Origin of the sequence: Mariniflexile sp. TRM1-10 (genome assembly GCF_003425985.1) — a bacterium.
Classification (GTDB): domain Bacteria; phylum Bacteroidota; class Bacteroidia; order Flavobacteriales; family Flavobacteriaceae; genus Mariniflexile.
Window position 1 is genome coordinate 4,803,629 of record NZ_CP022985.1, and the last position, 16,899, is coordinate 4,820,527.

Sequence of the window (16,899 nt, forward strand, 5' to 3'; positions counted from 1 at the left end):
TTTTTTTCGATTTTAGGTATTCAATTATTCACATCCTTAGTTGGTAATAACAACTCCCTAATGTCAACATTTAGAATTTCGGCAATTTCAGCTAAAGTCTCAACGGAGGGCTGCATATCATTAGTACACCATCTTGAAACTGTTGTTCTGTTTTTCCTGACCTTTTCAGCCAACCACTTGTTCGTTCTGTCCTGTTCTGCCAAAACTACCCTTATTCTATTGTAATTTCTTTTACTAGTCATTTGAATCGTTTTAAGCTATGTAAGTAGCATTTAACACAAAGTTAATTGATTAAAATGTTTTGATGATTCATATTAAAAAGCTATATTTGAATCGTATTACATAATTATTGAATCTATTTTTGATTCTTTAATGTAATATTTATAACTAAAATTAATTCAAGTTTATTATGAGCACAAGATATACCAAAGCCGATTTAGAACAAATAGTCTTCAAACAATTGGAAAACCTAAATGCCATGCACGATTTAATTGGCATTATGAAGTTCCAAAACAACCTACTCCAAAACCTCAATAAAACCTTAAAGGATGAAATCGGGGAGTTTAAAGAGCATCAAGCCATGCATCCAACAAGGAGCAAGTCAGAATTGTAATGGTTTTGAAGGGTTGGGGAGATTAAGGGGTTTTGTTTTTTTAGGAGAGACTTTTGTGAGACAAAAACTAAAGGTGCTTAAATGAATGATGGGTTTTTCTATATATTAAGATACCTAGCAAGTTACATTAAATAGTAAATGATTGATAATCCTACCGGAATTATCCACATTCCAACACCACAGAATCATCATTATGAGATAAATATTAACTTTTTATGGCCAGTTTTTTAATTCTTTATGCCTTGCTTTCGTTAATATACAATCCATAGATATATTGAAGTTTTCTCCATTGTTTTTTTGGATTTCAAGAACTTGTATGTTGCTTTTTGAGTTTGAATAACTCTTATTACTAACTGTAGGAATATCTGGTCTCATACCAAATTTATTAACTCTATCGTTTTTACTGTTTAGTGAGAAAACAATTGCGGATGAAGAAAAATCATGAATGTTTTTTCCATAAATATTTTTTGCTAAATAACCAATTTGATGAATAAATGCAGTAGAAGCAAAAAATTTATTACTAACATCTTTCTGATTTAAAGTAAAAGATTTTAATTCAATAAATAAAATATAACCTTTTCCATCCTTAATGTAGAAAATAACAGCATCAACCCCTTTATTTATTCCGTCAGAATTAATTGAATTAAAGTATTTTGTCAAGGGAACATATTTATCTAATTTAAAACAAACTAAATTAGGGTTATTAATTCCTTTGATTTTAACCTTTTTTAGGCTATTATCTTTAACATTATTATCAGTTTCTCTAATAATAATTTCGTCCTGAGCAGAAGGAATTATAGATGTTCCATCAAAAATGTTTTTAATACAATTTATACTCATAGTTATAATAGATTTTCATATAACTCATCTGAAATATTTTGCATTTCTCTAATAGAATCATCAAATGTTGTACGTAATAATCCAAATTTATCAGTTTCAATATGACTCAAAGTACTATTTTCGGTAATATAAAAATTGATGTTTTTTAAAAATTCATATTCTAAATATTTGTGCGATTTTTTAAAAGAAGCTTTATTTTCAAAATCGCTCGATAGCATTATTAAATTATTTATTTCTTTAACAATATAGTCACTATGAGAGGTTATCATAACTTTAACCCCAATATTTGAAAGAGAAGCTAAAAGTCGAGCAATTTGGATTTGTATTTTAGGATGTAAATTTAATTCAGGTTCATCAATAATAAGTAATTGTCCTTTTTTTGCAGTATGTTTAATGAATAAATATAAATCAAAAAGTGCTCTAGAAGAAGATGACCCTAAATAAACAGGTAATGCTATTTTTTTTCTCCCTTCTTTATAGGTTATAAAGTATTGACCTTTATTGTTTTTATACCCTACACCAGTACTGTTTTCTAGTTTTTTAACGATTGCAGGATATTCTTTGGAAATATAACTGTTTTGCTTAAAATCTTTTTCAATATCTCGAGTTCTATCTATCCCATCTTTAATAGGAATAGAGTATCTATTAAAAACTTCATCTATATATTCAAATGGGTTTAAGTCAAATTTTCCTGTTTTACTTTGTGCTAATTTCTCAAAAAAAACATTTTTATTAATGTCTAATTCATTTTGAAAAATATTAATACCAGTTCTTTCAGAAGTTATGATATATGGAGTTGGTAAAATTTCATTTAATAGTGCTTCATTAATGTATTCACTTACAATTTCAGATAATATGTATTTAGGAGGTAATTTAGTATTGCTTTCTAAATTTATTTTAAAATTTAGATCTTCAGATTCTTGATCTTTATTAACACTTAGAATTTTTTTCCCCTTAATAGAAATGTCACTATTAATTGTGTTTTTTAGTAAAATATCATTCTGATTCAGTCTTATATTAAATTCAGTTTGTTTGTACTCCTCCTCATTTGCGCTAAATATATTGTGTATATTTTCAGAATAATTTTTAGTTAGTTGAGAAAAATTACCTAAAACTTTTTTTTTGAATTTAGATAGTTTAATAGTTAAACTTCCATTTTCAATAAATGAATTAATTTCTTCATCTAATTCTAAGTTCTTAGTGTTAGTAGACCAAGTTTTTAAAAATCCATATAAAGCATATGAAATATATGTTTTACCAGTGTTATTAAATCCGGTAATTGCTGTGAAATCAGAAATTTCAAATTCAGCATTTTTTATTGGTCCTAGATTTTTAATACTTATTTTCATTGTATGAAATTTTAAAAATCAAACATACAAATTTTTATACTTTAAATATTTAGAGTTTGTTTTTTTAATTGGCCATAACAATTGTATAACCACAACAAACGGTAGTAGCATTGTAGTTATATCGTTTATATGTTTACGAATATAATAAAAACCCACTTACAAAAACATTTTAAAATGTAAAGTAGGTATGGTATAACAACAGTCTTAGTTCAGTTTCATTCGCCCTTTGTTCAGGCAAACCCCCATCCAAACAACAGACCCCAAACCCATAGCTGAACAAAACCCGAACAAAACTCGAACAAAACCCCTACTTTTTTGGGCACTTGTGTCAATTTGTGTCAATATGTGTCAATGTGTGTCAATTTGTGTCAATGTGTGTCAATGTGTGTCATGGATTTGCAAATTAGCAGGATTGACGATTGACGATTTACGATTTGACAAATTCAGAATTCAGAATTGAGAATTGAGAACAACCAACAACAAAAAACCAAAAACCAACCCACTTCAAAGCAAAAAAAAATCCCAAGCAAACGCTCAGGATTTCATTATTAATTATTCATTGTTAATTATTAATTGTCACTCCGCTGTTGCTTATAACGTTAAAAAGTATTTGAGGTTTACCAAAAAACTACCAAAAAGCAGTGCTAGAGCACTTGCTTTTTTATTTAAGAAAATAAATGGCCTTCAAAACGTAATAAACTTCAATTTAAGCCTACCAGAATTTAACTAAACTGCTTTGCTGAAAAATCAAAAAGCCCTTGAAAAGGACTTAAATGAATTCGTTTTTTATGAATTTATGGATTTGTGCAACGGCTACCATTGTTAGCCACTGTGCTTTTCCTCGTTTAGTTCAAAGTATTTTTCTAAAGTATTGAAAGTAAATACGGATTTAACAAATATTTCTTCTAAAACCTCTGTGTAATTATCACTTTCAATTCCAAAATATTTGAGAGCTTTTTTACAATCCTTATTTGATTCGCTAAATGTGTGAGCAATTAATCCAGACCTCAAATTTTGTAGATTTCTTAAGAACTCAAACATATCAGGAATATTCATTCCTTTAGATTCTAAAAATTTCTCAAATTTCCCAATTCCTCTAACTTTAGAATCTAAACTTAATCCTTTAGCTAATTCTTTTTCATTTAATCTGTCAATGGTCAGTTTCACTATAGTCAATGTTTGCTCACAAAATGCTTTGACATTGTTGGATGTTATTTTATGTAATGCGGTAAATAAATATTCATCCGTTTTTGACAAAGGTTTATATAATTTCCAACCAAACTTCTCTTCCCACTTTTTGTTAAAACTCTTATATTTTGATTTAAAAAATAAATCAACCGTTTCAGGTTGCTCCGCCCATTGTCCTTCTATCATTGTCCTATAATAAGTTCGGCTGATATTCATTCCTTCTTTTGGCGGAATATTGTATTGTTTCCAATGAAGTTGTTCCAATTCTGGCAGCATCCTTAAATTGGTAAGAAATACTGGAATGTATTCATCTACATTGTTGTCTATTTTTAATCTAAAAAATTTTGAACCAACGCTAAATCCATCAACTTGATATTTGTTTGGTTCATTATAGTATTTGTTTAAAACCTCTTTTTTGAAATAGGTTACTTTGAAATGATTTCCATCTGTTTTTCCACAGTCTTCATACATTAAGTCCCCTTCGTCATCAATTCCAATTATGAAGCTTTCATTTTTTGATTCTCCAAAGTCAAAATGCGACTTTTTTATGTCATTAGGCTTAATGAATGATTTTCCCATTACCCAACTTTGAGTTTTCTCGGATACATTTCTAATTAAATGACTGTAAATAAAGTCGTTTTCTTTGATTAGTTCATCCTTGTGTTTGATGTTCCAATCTGAAGGGATTTTTTTTAGCAATCTCATAAAATCATAGCAAACCACGAAGTTCATATCTCTCATTGTGATATATTCCCTCAAATACTTGATTTTAACTTTAATCAATTTTGGCTCAATAGTAAGTACTTCGTCCAATTCTCCGTAATCGCTTACATAATAAAATGTGCGGTTTTGTTTGTCATTTCCTTTTTCGTAAAGGCGAAAGTAGAGAACAAATTCTTCTGCAACATCTATATACTTTATTGAAGTTTCCTGTAATGAAAAGCTTTTGTAGAGTAAAAAAGGCTCTAAACCTTCTTCGTCATTGGATCTATATGTGTTATCTCCATAAACAGATGGTTTCCCTTCACTTCCCATAGAAAGTGGCCAATTATAGTCTTCACTGTATTTTTCAACTTTGTCGTTTGATATTAGACAGCAATATATTCCAGCAGAATCGTCAAAGTCTTTAGAATCGTCTTCGTATATTTTTAACCAACCGTTTTTGATTAAGAACTTGGATTCAATTTCCTTTTTTTTGTCCTCTAAAAGAAAATAATCTTTCTCCATTTTTTTATTCGTTCAGTTTGGTTTTCGCCTTGTGGCTAACAATTGTATAACCACAACAAACAGCAGCACCATTGTAGTTATATCGTTTACATGTTTACGAATATAATAAAAATCCACTTACAAAAACATTTTTAAATGTAAAGTAGGTATGACAACAGTCTTAGTTGAGTTTCATTCGCCCTTTGTTCAGGCAAACCCCCATCCAAACAACAGACCCCAAACCCACAGCTGAACAAAACCCGAACAAAACTCGAACAAAACCCCTACTTTTTTCACCTATTGTGTCAATTTGTGTCAATATGTGTCAATGTGTGTCATGGATTTGCAAACTAACAGCATTATCGATTTACGATTGACGATTTGACAAATTCAGAATTCAGAATTTAGGACACAAACCATCAACCAATAACCAACAACCATCAACCCTTTCACGACTCCCGATTCATGACTCACGACTCCCGTTTTTTCACGATTCCCGACTCCCGATTCACCTTTCACGATTCACAAAAAAAAATCCCAAGCAAACGCTCAGGATTTCATTCTTTATTATTAATCACCAATTGCTAATTGTTCATTGCAAATTGCTAATTGTTCATTGTCAATTGTCAATTGTCAATTATTCTTCCGGGTGCATAAAGCGTTGTTTCGCTAAAAGCTCCTCTTCGGTTTCTACATGGTCATCATCCGGCACACAACAATCTACAGGACAAACCGCAGCACACTGTGGCTCGTCATGGAAACCTTTACATTCTGTACATTTATCTGGCACGATATAGTAAATCTCGTCACTTATAGGTTCTTGGGCTTCATCCGCATCAACCTCACTGCCGTTCGTCAATACGACTTTACCGGTTAAACTCGTACCGTCTTTGTAACGCCAATCGTCTGCGCCTTCATATATTGCTGTGTTTGGGCACTCAGGTTCGCAAGCACCACAATTTATACATTCGTCTGTTATAATAATTGCCATAGTGTTTTTTCTTTCTAACTTTGTACTCGCAAAAATAACGCCAAAAGTATTCATAACCAAATTAACCATGCAATTACAACAAAGAATTTCCGCATTTGTGAAATTAGGAGACTTTTTAAGTCAATTTTCTAATGAAGTAATTCAAAAAAAAGAGAATGTTGAACACAACGCGTTATTCTTTGATGGATTCAAGCATCAATTAAAATTGGCAGAGGAACACAATGGTTGGTTCACCCCCGAAAATATTAGGTTTGCCATTAAAAGCTGGGTAGATGCTTTAACCCACGATAATTTAACCAAATGGCTCGCTCCGTACACTATGAATGTTACGAAGCCAAAACAAGTGGCCATTATCATGGCAGGGAACATTCCGTTGGTTGGGTTTCACGATTTTTTATCGGTGTTGATTACGGGACATAAGGTGCTGGTTAAACAATCATCAAACGATAAGCACCTGCTACCCTATTTAGCCAAATATCTGGAATATGTAGCTCCTGAATTTAAAGGAAGCATACATTTTACGGAAGCTAAAATTGAAAATTTTGATGCTGTAATTGCCACGGGAAGCAATAATACCGCACGCTATTTTGAATATTATTTTAAAGGAAAACCATCCATTATTAGAAACAACAGAAACTCAGTGGCCGTTTTAACAGGACAGGAAACCGAAGCCGATTTAAAAAACCTAGCCGAGGATATTTTTAGATACTACGGCTTGGGCTGCCGAAACGTTTCGAAACTATTCCTGCCCAAAGGTTATAATTTTGATGCCTTTTTTAATGGCATGTACCACTGGCACCCTATTATTGACAAAGCGAAATACGCCAATAACTACGATTATAACAAAGCGGTTTATTTAATGAGCGAATTTGATATGCTGGAAAATGGTTTTTTAATGATCAAAGAAGACCCGAGTTATGCCTCGCCAATCGCTACCGTTTTTTATGAATATTATGACGATTTGTCACAATTAAAAGACAAATTGGAAGCCGATAAAAGTCAAATTCAGTGCATTGTTTCTAACGGATTTACAGAAAACGAAATCGCATTTGGGGCTACACAAAAACCTCAACTTTGGGATTATGCGGATAGTATCGATTCTGTTGAATTTTTGTTAGCAATTTCTTAAAAAAATTATTGAATTTTTAGCATTAAATTTCTAATTAATTAGCAACTTTGCATCTTTAAATTCTACAACACAAATGAAGAAACACAACTTTAGTGCAGGACCAAGTATTTTACCACAAGAAGTCATTCTGAAATCATCTCAAGCCGTTCTTGATTTTAATAATGAAGGATTATCTATATTAGAAATATCCCATAGAAGCAAAGCTTTTATTGATGTTATGGAACAAGCCAGAGCATTGGTTTTAGAACTTATGGGACTAGAAGGCAAAGGTTACAAAGCCTTATTTTTACAAGGTGGCGCTAGCACACAGTTTTTAATGGTTGCCATGAATCTTTTAGAAAAAAGAGCTGGTTACTTAAATACAGGTGCTTGGAGTTCAAAAGCCATTAAAGAAGCTAAAAAATTGGACGATATCTATGAAGTGGCATCTTCTAAAGACGCTAACTTTAATTACATCCCTAAAGGGTATGATATCCCTAAAGATTACGATTATTTCCACTGTACATCAAACAATACCATTTTTGGAACACAAATGAAATCATTCCCTAACTCACCAATCCCGATGGTTTGCGATATGAGTAGCGATATTTTTTCTCGCCAATTGGATTTTTCACAGTTCGGATTGATCTACGCTGGTGCACAAAAAAATATGGGCCCTGCGGGAACGACACTTGTGGTTGTTAAAGAAGATATCTTAGGAAAAGTATCTCGCAACATTCCTTCTATCATGGACTATAAAATCCATATCGATAATGGTAGTATGTACAATACACCTCCAGTATTTTCGGTTTACACGTCTATGTTAACTTTAGAATGGATTAAAAGCTTAGGTGGTATTAAAGCCGTTGAGGAATTGAATGAGAAAAAAGCGCAGGTCATGTATTCTGAAATTGATTTAAACCCATTATTCAAAGGCTTTGCTGCAAAAGAAGATCGCTCTTTAATGAATGCGACGTTTACTTTAGAAAATGAAAATTTAAAGGAAACTTTTGAAACCATGCTTAAAGAAGCAGGCATTAGCGGTGTAAACGGACACAGAAGCGTTGGTGGTTATAGAGCCTCCATGTATAACGCCCTACCAATAGACAGTGTAAAAGCACTTGTTGAGGTCATGAGCGAATTGGAGAGTAAGGCTTAAAAAGTTTGCAGTGGGCAGTTGCAGTTTGCAGTGCTTACTCGAACCATTAAAATGAAAAGTTTGCAGTGGGCAGTTGCAGTTTGCAGTGCTTACTCGAACCCTTAAAAATAAAATTAATCTGAAGTAAAAAGTATAATCGTTCTTGAAACTTTTAACTTTTAACTTTTAACTTTTAACTTATAAAATGAAAGTATTAGCAAACGACGGTATTTCAAAAAGTGGTATTGAAGCCCTTGAAAAAGGTGGTTTTGAAGTGATTACAACAACCGTAGCACAAGAGCAACTAGCGAACTATATAAACGAAAAACAAATTAGTGTTTTATTGGTGCGCAGTGCAACAACAGTACGTAAAGATTTAATTGACGCGTGTCCAAGCATTAAAATCATTGGACGTGGTGGTGTTGGTATGGATAACATCGATGTTGATTATGCTATAAGCAAAGGTTTACACGTTATTAATACCCCTGCTTCTTCGTCACATTCCGTTGCCGAATTGGTATTTGGACATTTTTACGGATTGGCACGTTTTTTACATAACTCAAACAGAGACATGCCTCTTGAAGGCGATGTTAGCTTTGGTAAATTAAAGAAAGCATACGCTAAAGGTGTGGAACTTAAAGGAAAAACCTTGGGTGTTTTAGGTTTTGGACGTATTGGTCAAGCAACAGCAAAAGTAGCTTTAGGAGCTGGCATGAAAGTCATTGCTTTCGATCCGTTTATTGAAAAAGCTAATTTGGAATTAGAATTTTTTGACGGACAAAAAGTAAACTTCGATATAAAAACCATTTCTAAAGAAGACGTTTTAAAACAAGCTGATTTTATTACCTTACATGTACCTGCCCAAAAAGAGTATGTTATTGGTGCACCAGAGTTCGAAATAATGAAAAAAGGCGTATTTATTGCCAATGCTGCTCGTGGTGGTGTGGTTGATGAAGCTGCTTTAGTAACTGCTATTGAAAGCGGAAAAGTAGCTGGTGCTGCATTAGACGTTTTTGAAAACGAACCAAAACCGGAAATTCAATTATTAATGAATGCTGGCCTATCGTTAACACCACATACTGGTGCTGCTACCAACGAAGCGCAAGACAGAATTGGTACTGAGTTAGCTGAACAAATAATAAATCTTTTAAAATAGGGAACAATAACCTGAACGTTTTTAAAGGCTGTCCAAAAATAAGGACAGCCTTTTTTTTGAACTCATTTTGACTTTTTGTTTTTAGTACATGACAAAAATTGAAGCATATCACATGGAGCTTATCGAAGTCCTATTTGTAAAAAACATCATTGGTAGGTATCATTTTTATTCTAAAAAAAGAAATATAAAATAACGTTTGGTTTGTCAGACTGAGCTTGTCGTTTGTCAGACTGAGCTTGTCGAAGTCCATTACTACCACTGCTTTCGATAGCTTCGACAGGCTCATACTTCGACAAAACCTGTGCTGAACTTGTCGTTTGTCAGACTGAGCTTGTCGAAGTCCCAATCCTAACTCCTTTATATACAGTTTTGGTTTTTTGTTAAAACAACTCAAAAACAAGTATTTAAGGAATGATTTTTGTAACTTTAAGTAAACAGACAAGACTACTTTACTCGTTCAAAATTGGGTTTCACTCATTGTAGCTTTTATAATAACATAGTAAGCACTAGTTTTGGACATATAATCTTAAAAACTTAAAAAAAATGAAGTCTATCATATACATCCTGCTAATTTGTGGTTTTGCCATAAGCTGCAATACGACAAAGTCCACGACAGCTAACAAAAATGAAAAACAGGAAAACGCGAAGCTTAGTGATACGGTTACCATTTCCAATGATGAATTGGAATACGAAATCATCATCATCGAACCCGGTTTTAACTCCTGGTTAGTCAGTATGGCAAAGCCCGAAGGCTTCTATTCCCAACAATATCTGGAAAACAGAAACTTAATTTATGTAAACGAATGGAATAATCGTGTGTTACAACCACAAAGATATAACCCCAATTTATATGAAATGCAAATTGATTATCAGCCTGATATAGACTATGGGTATGAGGTTAATTACAAGTTGTATAATTACTTTATTTATTTTCAGCTGACTTACAATCAAAGATTAGGACCATTTGTTCCTAGAATTTAAATCTCTTTTAATTACATTTGCACTTTAAATAAGGCTTGTGGAAAAATTAAAAGAACGTTGGGGTATTGAACAGAATTGGGAAATTATTGTGATACTAATCGTATTTGCCATAACAGGTTCAACCGCATCATATATAGGAAAACCTATCCTAAATTATTTAAACATTACTACTGAAAGTTTTGGATCTTTTGGATATTGGGTAACACGTATTGTTTTACTATTCATCATGTACCAATTTATGCTGGTCTTTTTTGGTTGGCTATTTGGACAATATAAGTTTTTCTGGAATTTTGAAAAAAAGATGTTAAGACGCATTGGCTTAAAACGCTTAGTAGGTTAATGCAAAAAGCAAAGGAACATATCGCTTTTAAAACAATAACATTAATGCTCGCATTAGCGTTATTAGTTCCTACGGCGACTAAATTTGCTCATATCTTTGCTCACCATAAACATGATATCTGTAAAGGTGAAAAATCTACACACTTACATGAAATAAATACCGAATGCGACTTTTATAAATTCAAAATAAGCAATGCTTACACCTTTACTTTTTTTAATATTGAATTAATTTCTTTTGAAGAAGATACTTTGCAAATTATTTCCCAGTATCAATTTTTAAGTGATTTTCAACGTTTACAAACAGCGCTCCGCGGACCTCCAGCTTTAATTTAATAATTTGAACCCTAAACGCGTTCTATAAAATACACTGAAACTTATTCAGTATTAAAAACAATTATTAAATTTAAAAACATACTATGCGAATACTATTTAATGTATTGCTATTTCTAGCAATTACAAACCTATATGCCCAAAACTCAATAAAAGGCACTGTTACAGATGCTACAACAAATCAAGGAATACCGTATGCTAACATCTACCTTTCAGAGCTTGAAAAAGGGACATATACCAATGAAAATGGTGACTTTCTATTAGAAAATTTGCCCTCAGGAAATCGTAAAATAGTCGTTTCTATTTTAGGTTACGAAACAAAATCCATAAACATCTTAATTCCAACAACAAACAGCCTAACAATAAGCCTAACACCTACAGCAATTGAAATGCAAGCGGTTATTGTATCTACACCATTTCACAAACTACAAAGTGAAAACGTCATGAAAGTAGAACACCAAACCATCGCTAATTTAAAAGCCAATGGTGCTGTAAATTTAGCCGATGGTATTACCAATATTGCCGGCGTAGAAAGCGTTACAACAGGTTTAAGTATAGGTAAACCCGTTATTCGTGGGTTAAGTTCTAACCGCGTTTTGGTTTATGCCCAAGGGGTTCGATTGGAAAACCAACAATTTGGTGACGAGCACGGTTTGGGACTTAGCGATTCGGGCATTGAAAGCGTCGAGGTTATAAAAGGACCTGCTTCCCTACTCTATGGTAGTGATGCACTTGGTGGCGTACTCTATATAAACCCTGAAAAGTTCGCCCAAAGCAACACTTCAAATGCCGATTTTAATGGCAACTACTTTAGCAATACACAAGGTTTTAGCACCAATGCTGGCTATAAATCATCAGACGATCATTTTAAGTTTTTATTCAGAGGAAGCTTAACCGAACACGCCGATTATAAAACAAACACATACCGAGTGACCAACACGCGCTTTAAAGAACAAGATTTTAAAGCAGGGATAGGCTACCAAAAAGAAGATTTTAAAACTGAGTTTCGCTATAATGTAAACCATTCCAAATTAGGAATACCAGAAGAAATTGGCGAACAATCTACTAGCAAAACACCTTTGCTTCCGTTTCAAGACATTACAAACCATGTGTTTAGCTCAAAATCATCTGTGTTTTTTAATGATTCACGTTTGGATATAAATTTGGGCTATATCTATAACGACAGAAAAGAGTTTGAAGAACACCACCATGAAGAAGAAGGCGAAGAAGAAGAACATGAAGAAGAACTTGAGGACGAAAATGAAATATTGGAAGCTGCCCTTCACATGAAGTTGAAAACAGCTAATTACGACGTTAAATACAACCTACCAAAACTAGGGAAATTTGAAACCATTGTGGGCATCCAAGGGATGAACCAAGTAAACACCAATTACGGTGAAGAACAGTTAATACCCAATGCTACCACAAACGATTTTGGAGTTTTAGCAACCTCACATATCCATTTTGAAAAAGCAGATGTGCAATTGGGTGCTCGATTTGATAACCGAACTATTGATGTAGCAACTGGTTTACAAAAAAACTTTAATAGCTTTAATGGTGCTTTGGGTTTAAAAACAGATATCGCAAAAAAAGTAACCGCAAGAATAAATTTAGCAACAGGCTTTAGAGCACCAAACCTATCTGAACTAACGTCTGACGGTTCCCATGAAGGTACAAACCGTTACGAAATTGGAAACGAAAATTTAGAAAGTGAGCAAAACTTTCAAACGGATATTGCTTTGGAATTCAAAAACGAACATGTTGAGTTTTTTGTGAACGGGTTTTACAACACAATTAATAATTACATTTACCTGTCACCTAACGGAGAAAGCATTGATGGCGATCCTGTGTTTGTCTATCTACAAAATGACGCAAATTTATATGGTGGTGAAGTTGGATTGCACATCCACCCACATCCTTTAGATTGGCTACACATGGAGTCTAGTTTTGAAACCGTTACCGGAAAACAAACAGATGATAGCTATTTGCCCTTAATTCCTGCAAACTCAGTAACCAATATTTTAAGAGTTGAATTTGAAAGACCTTGGCTAAAAAAAGCCTATTCGTTCGTAAAATTAACCACAACATTTAACCAAAATAACGCAAGTGCTTTTGAAACCAATACTGCTGGCTACAGCTTGTTAAGTGCCGGATTGGGTGGTAGTTTCAACCTATTTAAAAACGAAGCTACTGTAACTTTGTCGGGAACTAATTTAACTAACAAAACCTATGTAAATCATCTGTCACGTTTAAAACCAGATGGTATTTTTAATATGGGTCGAAATATAAATATTGGATTAACTTATAATTTGTAAATTTATAAGCCTAATAGAAGTGATTTGATATTATCTTTTTTTCTTTTAAAAAATAAATTTCATAAAAATTATGGAACCATATTTCTATCAATATTACTTCTATTAGCTTCTTTTTCAATTACATATTCCCAAAATAAGATTGTCAATCAATTAGCCTCTCAAATAACAAATTTATCTGAGCAACATCTATCAGATGTAATTTATCTACAAACAAGCAAGGGTATTTATGAAACCGAAGAAGATGTTTGGTTCAAAGGCTATGTATTGGATGCCCAGTTACTTTTACCATCCATAAAAAGCAAAACACTGTTTGTTCAATTAATTGAAGACAAAACAAATAAAGCTGTCTGGGAAGAAAAATATGAAATTGAAAATGGTTTTGTAAATGGACATCTGTTTTTAAACGATTCCTTACATACAGGTTCTTACACACTGGCAGCCTATAGTTCCCATTCATTTTATAAAGGCACAAAAGAATTCCATGCCCTACGTAAACTACAGATTCTTAGAAACATAAAAAACAAACCAAGACAAGAGTTTATAACAAAGGACAGCATCTTAAATTTTGCAACCTTCCCAGAGGGTGGCGATTTGGTTTCGGGAATCCTAAACAGAATCGCCTTTAAAGCTGAAGATTCAAAAGGATTGCCCATTGACGTTTTGGGCACCTTATATGAAAACAACATTCCAATAACAGAGTTTAAAAGCATACATACCGGTATGGGGAGTTTTATGTTCACTCCAAATTCAAACAACAACTACCACATCCAGCTTACAGAACCTAAAAGTGATAAAATTTATAATTTGCCCAATATACGTTCTAGCGGGAAAACATTACAATTATTAAATATCAATAAAGATCTTGCTCTTTTTAAGGTTTCACAAAGTTCCGATCTAACAGATAAACCTATTTATTTAAGAGTACAGTCCAGAGGTATTGTTTATAACATTGCCATGGGCACTTTAAACAAAGAGCTCCTTATTAAGATCCCACTAAAAGATATACCGCATGGCATTGCCGAAGTTACCCTTTTTGATGAAAATGCGGTACCAGTGGCCGAACGCTTAATTTATGTAAATCCAGAACAAAAACTAAACATAAAAACCGTACTTAACAAAAGTGAGTACCTAACCAGGGAAAAAGCAGTTCTTAAAATTAAAGTAACGGACCAAAACAATGAGCCTGTTGTGGCCCATTTAGGTTTAAGTGTCTTTGATGAGATATATAACAATAAACCGGATACCAAAAGCATACTAACACATTACTATCTTTCCACACAGATAAAAGGGAACATTTACAATCCTGCATATTATTTTAACGAGGACAATAAAGACAGGCACGAAGCATTAAACTTATTATTACTAACTCAAGGCTGGAGACGCTATATATGGAACGAAGCTAATTTAAAAGGACATGATGAACATTTCCAGCACCTTCTTTCAGATAGTATCGTTGGACACGTAAGGTTAGAAAATCCCAATAAAAAACCAGACGAACAAGGACAAAAAATTGTAATGGCATACACCCCTGATGCTTTACGGGAGAAAGATATGATGATGACCGATTCCAAAGGTTTTTTCAGTATTGAATATAAACACTTCAAAATGGCAGAAAAAGGTTATCTGTATATAAAACCCATGACACCTGAAAAGCCCAAATACGTTATTGATATTAAGGATGCTACATTTGAGGACATAAATACACATCGAAAAGCTACAACAACAAACTATCCGCTTCCCAAACAAGAAAAAGAAGAACAAACAGAAAATACAAACAATGACTTTATTGTGCCAGATGAAGTAAACAAGCTAGAAGAGGTGCTTCTGTCTACAAAGAAAAAACAGGTGTTTCGAGACAAGTATATAGGTGTTTTGGATAGTTTGGCTAAACTTGATCTTAATACAGATTTTGTTCATCATGGGTGGTTAAACTGTCCTGCTTGTACAACTGGTGATAAACCTATTGAAGGCAAAATATATACAATATTTACTGGTACCGATATCCCTACTTCACATCCATTTACTTTTGGCTACCCAACAAGAGAATTTAAACAAATAGAATATCATTATCCCAAATTTACAGAAGATGAGCTATTAAAAAAATTCAACTTAAAAATGTTAAAGGGATATTATGGTTATCGAAAATTCTACCAACCTTTTTATAATGAAGAAACTGCAAATGACCCTTTCCCTGATTATAGAAACACCTTGTTTTGGAAACCGGATATAATAACCAATGTACAAGGAGAAGCCGTCATAGAATTTTATTGTTCAGATATAAACACTAATTTCTCTGGAGCTATTGAAGGGATAAATGGTACTGGCTTACTAGGTACTGAACATTTTAATTTTAAAGTAATTAAAAATAATCCCTAATTTTTAATGTCTATAACGCTTTCTTCCTTACTAAAAACATAGGTGTAAATCCACATCAATGTAAATGATGGAATTATATCCACAAAAGGCAAAGCTTCTTCTATAAAAGAGATGGCAGCCGCTACTTTACCAGAAGTGCCTTTATAAAGTTTGGTCATCAAATATGCTGATAAGGGTGCCCAAACAAAATCAAACGGTGGAAATACAAACGATATGTAACCGCAGCCGTCAAACAAAAGTCCAAGCAAGAGCTTTTTGTTTTTACTCATAGAATCATTCATGCGTTGTAATATAATAAATTATGTTATGAAACTTTATTCAATAAATATACCAAAAACTACTTCCCTATCAGTTTTAAAAACTCGTTTCTGGTTTCGTTTTTTTCAAATTGCCCTCTAAATCCTGATGTAGTGGTTACCGAATTTTGCTTTTGCACACCGCGCATCATCATACACATGTGCGACGCTTCAATAACTACAGCAACGCCTTGGGGCTTTAAAGTATCGTTTATACAGTCTAAAATCTGCTCGGTTAAGCGCTCCTGTACTTGTAAACGGCGTGCAAACACATCGACAACCCTGGGTAATTTGCTTAACCCCACGATATGTCCGTTTGGTATATAGGCAATATGTGCTTTTCCAAAAAATGGCAGCATATGATGTTCGCAAAGTGAATACAACTCAATATCTTTTACAATAACCATTTCGTTATAGCTCTCTTTAAACATGGCACTTTTAAGAATTTCAACAGGATCTTGATGATACCCTTGCGTTAAAAACTGCATGGCTTTGGCGGCACGTTCTGGGGTTTTTAGCAAACCATCACGCTCGGTATTTTCCCCCAAGTCTTTAATAATATTTTTATACCTGTCTGTCACTTCATCGGGAACCTGCATGTTGAATTCTTCAAAATTTTTATATGGCATTCTGTATGTTTTTGTAATACCTAAATATAAAGCATAAATAGGAG

General features: G+C 33.2%; 16 protein-coding genes. 9 read left to right on the forward strand and 7 right to left on the reverse strand.

Annotation, left to right across the window (positions count from 1 at the left end; genetic code table 11):
• Positions 1-20: 20 nt before the first annotated feature.
• Complete coding sequence (locus CJ739_RS19925; RefSeq protein ID WP_117178549.1) at positions 21-242, reverse strand: helix-turn-helix transcriptional regulator; 222 nt, start codon at positions 240-242, stop codon at positions 21-23.
• Positions 243-409: 167 nt separating this feature from the next.
• Here CJ739_RS19925 and CJ739_RS19930 point away from each other — a divergent pair, with 167 nt between their 5' ends.
• Entirely contained in the window at positions 410-613 is a 204-nt protein-coding gene (locus CJ739_RS19930; RefSeq protein ID WP_117178551.1) for a hypothetical protein, read from the forward strand.
• Between the two features lie 213 nt (positions 614-826).
• On the opposite strand, the gene CJ739_RS19935 is transcribed toward CJ739_RS19930, so the two are convergent.
• From CJ739_RS19935 to CJ739_RS19955, 4 genes are all read right to left on the reverse strand, one after another.
• Positions 827-1,453: a hypothetical protein gene (locus CJ739_RS19935; RefSeq protein WP_117178553.1), complete on the reverse strand. Its 627-nt coding sequence runs from the start codon at positions 1,451-1,453 to the stop codon at positions 827-829.
• A gap of 2 nt (positions 1,454-1,455) precedes the next feature.
• The gene (locus CJ739_RS19940) at positions 1,456-2,802 is read right to left on the reverse strand and encodes an AAA family ATPase (protein ID WP_117178555.1); all 1,347 of its coding nucleotides are present in this window, start codon (positions 2,800-2,802) and stop codon (positions 1,456-1,458) included.
• An 822-nt stretch (positions 2,803-3,624) separates the two neighbouring features.
• Positions 3,625-5,217, reverse strand: coding sequence for a hypothetical protein (locus CJ739_RS19950; RefSeq protein WP_117178559.1), 1,593 nt, complete (start codon positions 5,215-5,217; stop codon positions 3,625-3,627).
• A gap of 616 nt (positions 5,218-5,833) precedes the next feature.
• A complete protein-coding gene (locus tag CJ739_RS19955) occupies positions 5,834-6,187 on the reverse strand; it encodes a 4Fe-4S dicluster domain-containing protein (RefSeq protein WP_117179165.1) in 354 nt (117 codons plus the stop codon).
• A gap of 67 nt (positions 6,188-6,254) precedes the next feature.
• Between CJ739_RS19955 and CJ739_RS19960 the strand changes: the two genes are divergently transcribed.
• The 8 genes from CJ739_RS19960 to CJ739_RS19995 all read left to right on the forward strand — a co-directional run bounded on the left by CJ739_RS19960 (position 6,255) and on the right by CJ739_RS19995 (position 15,930).
• Positions 6,255-7,316, forward strand: coding sequence for an acyl-CoA reductase (locus CJ739_RS19960; protein WP_117178560.1), 1,062 nt, complete (start codon positions 6,255-6,257; stop codon positions 7,314-7,316).
• Between the two features lie 73 nt (positions 7,317-7,389).
• Positions 7,390-8,454 carry a 3-phosphoserine/phosphohydroxythreonine transaminase gene (gene serC, locus CJ739_RS19965; protein WP_117178562.1) on the forward strand — a complete coding sequence of 355 codons (1,065 nt, stop codon included), beginning with the start codon at positions 7,390-7,392 and terminating at the stop codon, positions 8,452-8,454.
• A gap of 184 nt (positions 8,455-8,638) precedes the next feature.
• A complete protein-coding gene (locus tag CJ739_RS19970) occupies positions 8,639-9,589 on the forward strand; it encodes a D-2-hydroxyacid dehydrogenase (protein WP_117178564.1) in 951 nt (316 codons plus the stop codon).
• Between the two features lie 543 nt (positions 9,590-10,132).
• Positions 10,133-10,570 (forward strand): DUF6146 family protein, encoded by a 438-nt coding sequence (locus tag CJ739_RS19975; protein ID WP_117178566.1) that lies wholly within the window; start codon positions 10,133-10,135, stop codon positions 10,568-10,570.
• 37 nt (positions 10,571-10,607) lie between these two features.
• Complete coding sequence (locus CJ739_RS19980; RefSeq protein WP_117178568.1) at positions 10,608-10,910, forward strand: DUF6787 family protein; 303 nt, start codon at positions 10,608-10,610, stop codon at positions 10,908-10,910.
• Positions 10,910-11,242 carry a hypothetical protein gene (locus CJ739_RS19985; protein WP_117178570.1) on the forward strand — a complete coding sequence of 111 codons (333 nt, stop codon included), beginning with the start codon at positions 10,910-10,912 and terminating at the stop codon, positions 11,240-11,242. Before CJ739_RS19980 ends, CJ739_RS19985 begins: the two co-directional genes overlap by 1 nt.
• Before the next feature lie 83 nt (positions 11,243-11,325).
• Complete coding sequence (locus CJ739_RS19990; protein WP_117178572.1) at positions 11,326-13,554, forward strand: TonB-dependent receptor; 2,229 nt, start codon at positions 11,326-11,328, stop codon at positions 13,552-13,554.
• Positions 13,555-13,578: 24 nt separating this feature from the next.
• Positions 13,579-15,930 carry a hypothetical protein gene (locus CJ739_RS19995; protein WP_117178574.1) on the forward strand — a complete coding sequence of 784 codons (2,352 nt, stop codon included), beginning with the start codon at positions 13,579-13,581 and terminating at the stop codon, positions 15,928-15,930.
• On the opposite strand, the gene CJ739_RS20000 is transcribed toward CJ739_RS19995, so the two are convergent.
• On the reverse strand, positions 15,927-16,199 hold the full coding sequence (locus CJ739_RS20000) for a hypothetical protein (RefSeq protein ID WP_117179167.1): 273 nt from the start codon (positions 16,197-16,199) through the stop codon (positions 15,927-15,929). The genes CJ739_RS19995 and CJ739_RS20000 overlap by 4 nt on opposite strands.
• Before the next feature lie 68 nt (positions 16,200-16,267).
• Entirely contained in the window at positions 16,268-16,855 is a 588-nt protein-coding gene (gene folE / locus CJ739_RS20005) for a GTP cyclohydrolase I FolE (protein ID WP_117179169.1), read from the reverse strand.
• Positions 16,856-16,899: the final 44 nt, after the last annotated feature.

Bases quoted from the DNA above. Each gene is read 5' to 3' on its own strand.
- CJ739_RS19925 (WP_117178549.1), bottom strand. From the start codon at position 242: ATGACTAGTAAAAGAAATTACAATAGAATAAGGGTAGTTTTGGCAGAA.
- CJ739_RS19930 (WP_117178551.1), top strand. From the start codon at position 410: ATGAGCACAAGATATACCAAAGCCGATTTAGAACAAATAGTCTTCAAA.
- CJ739_RS19935 (WP_117178553.1), bottom strand. From the start codon at position 1,453: ATGAGTATAAATTGTATTAAAAACATTTTTGATGGAACATCTATAATT.
- CJ739_RS19940 (WP_117178555.1), bottom strand. From the start codon at position 2,802: ATGAAAATAAGTATTAAAAATCTAGGACCAATAAAAAATGCTGAATTT.
- CJ739_RS19950 (WP_117178559.1), bottom strand. From the start codon at position 5,217: ATGGAGAAAGATTATTTTCTTTTAGAGGACAAAAAAAAGGAAATTGAA.
- CJ739_RS19955 (WP_117179165.1), bottom strand. From the start codon at position 6,187: ATGGCAATTATTATAACAGACGAATGTATAAATTGTGGTGCTTGCGAA.
- CJ739_RS19960 (WP_117178560.1), top strand. From the start codon at position 6,255: ATGCAATTACAACAAAGAATTTCCGCATTTGTGAAATTAGGAGACTTT.
- serC (WP_117178562.1), top strand. From the start codon at position 7,390: ATGAAGAAACACAACTTTAGTGCAGGACCAAGTATTTTACCACAAGAA.
- CJ739_RS19970 (WP_117178564.1), top strand. From the start codon at position 8,639: ATGAAAGTATTAGCAAACGACGGTATTTCAAAAAGTGGTATTGAAGCC.
- CJ739_RS19975 (WP_117178566.1), top strand. From the start codon at position 10,133: ATGAAGTCTATCATATACATCCTGCTAATTTGTGGTTTTGCCATAAGC.
- CJ739_RS19985 (WP_117178570.1), top strand. From the start codon at position 10,910: ATGCAAAAAGCAAAGGAACATATCGCTTTTAAAACAATAACATTAATG.
- CJ739_RS19990 (WP_117178572.1), top strand. From the start codon at position 11,326: ATGCGAATACTATTTAATGTATTGCTATTTCTAGCAATTACAAACCTA.
- CJ739_RS20000 (WP_117179167.1), bottom strand. From the start codon at position 16,199: ATGAGTAAAAACAAAAAGCTCTTGCTTGGACTTTTGTTTGACGGCTGC.
- folE (WP_117179169.1), bottom strand. From the start codon at position 16,855: ATGCCATATAAAAATTTTGAAGAATTCAACATGCAGGTTCCCGATGAA.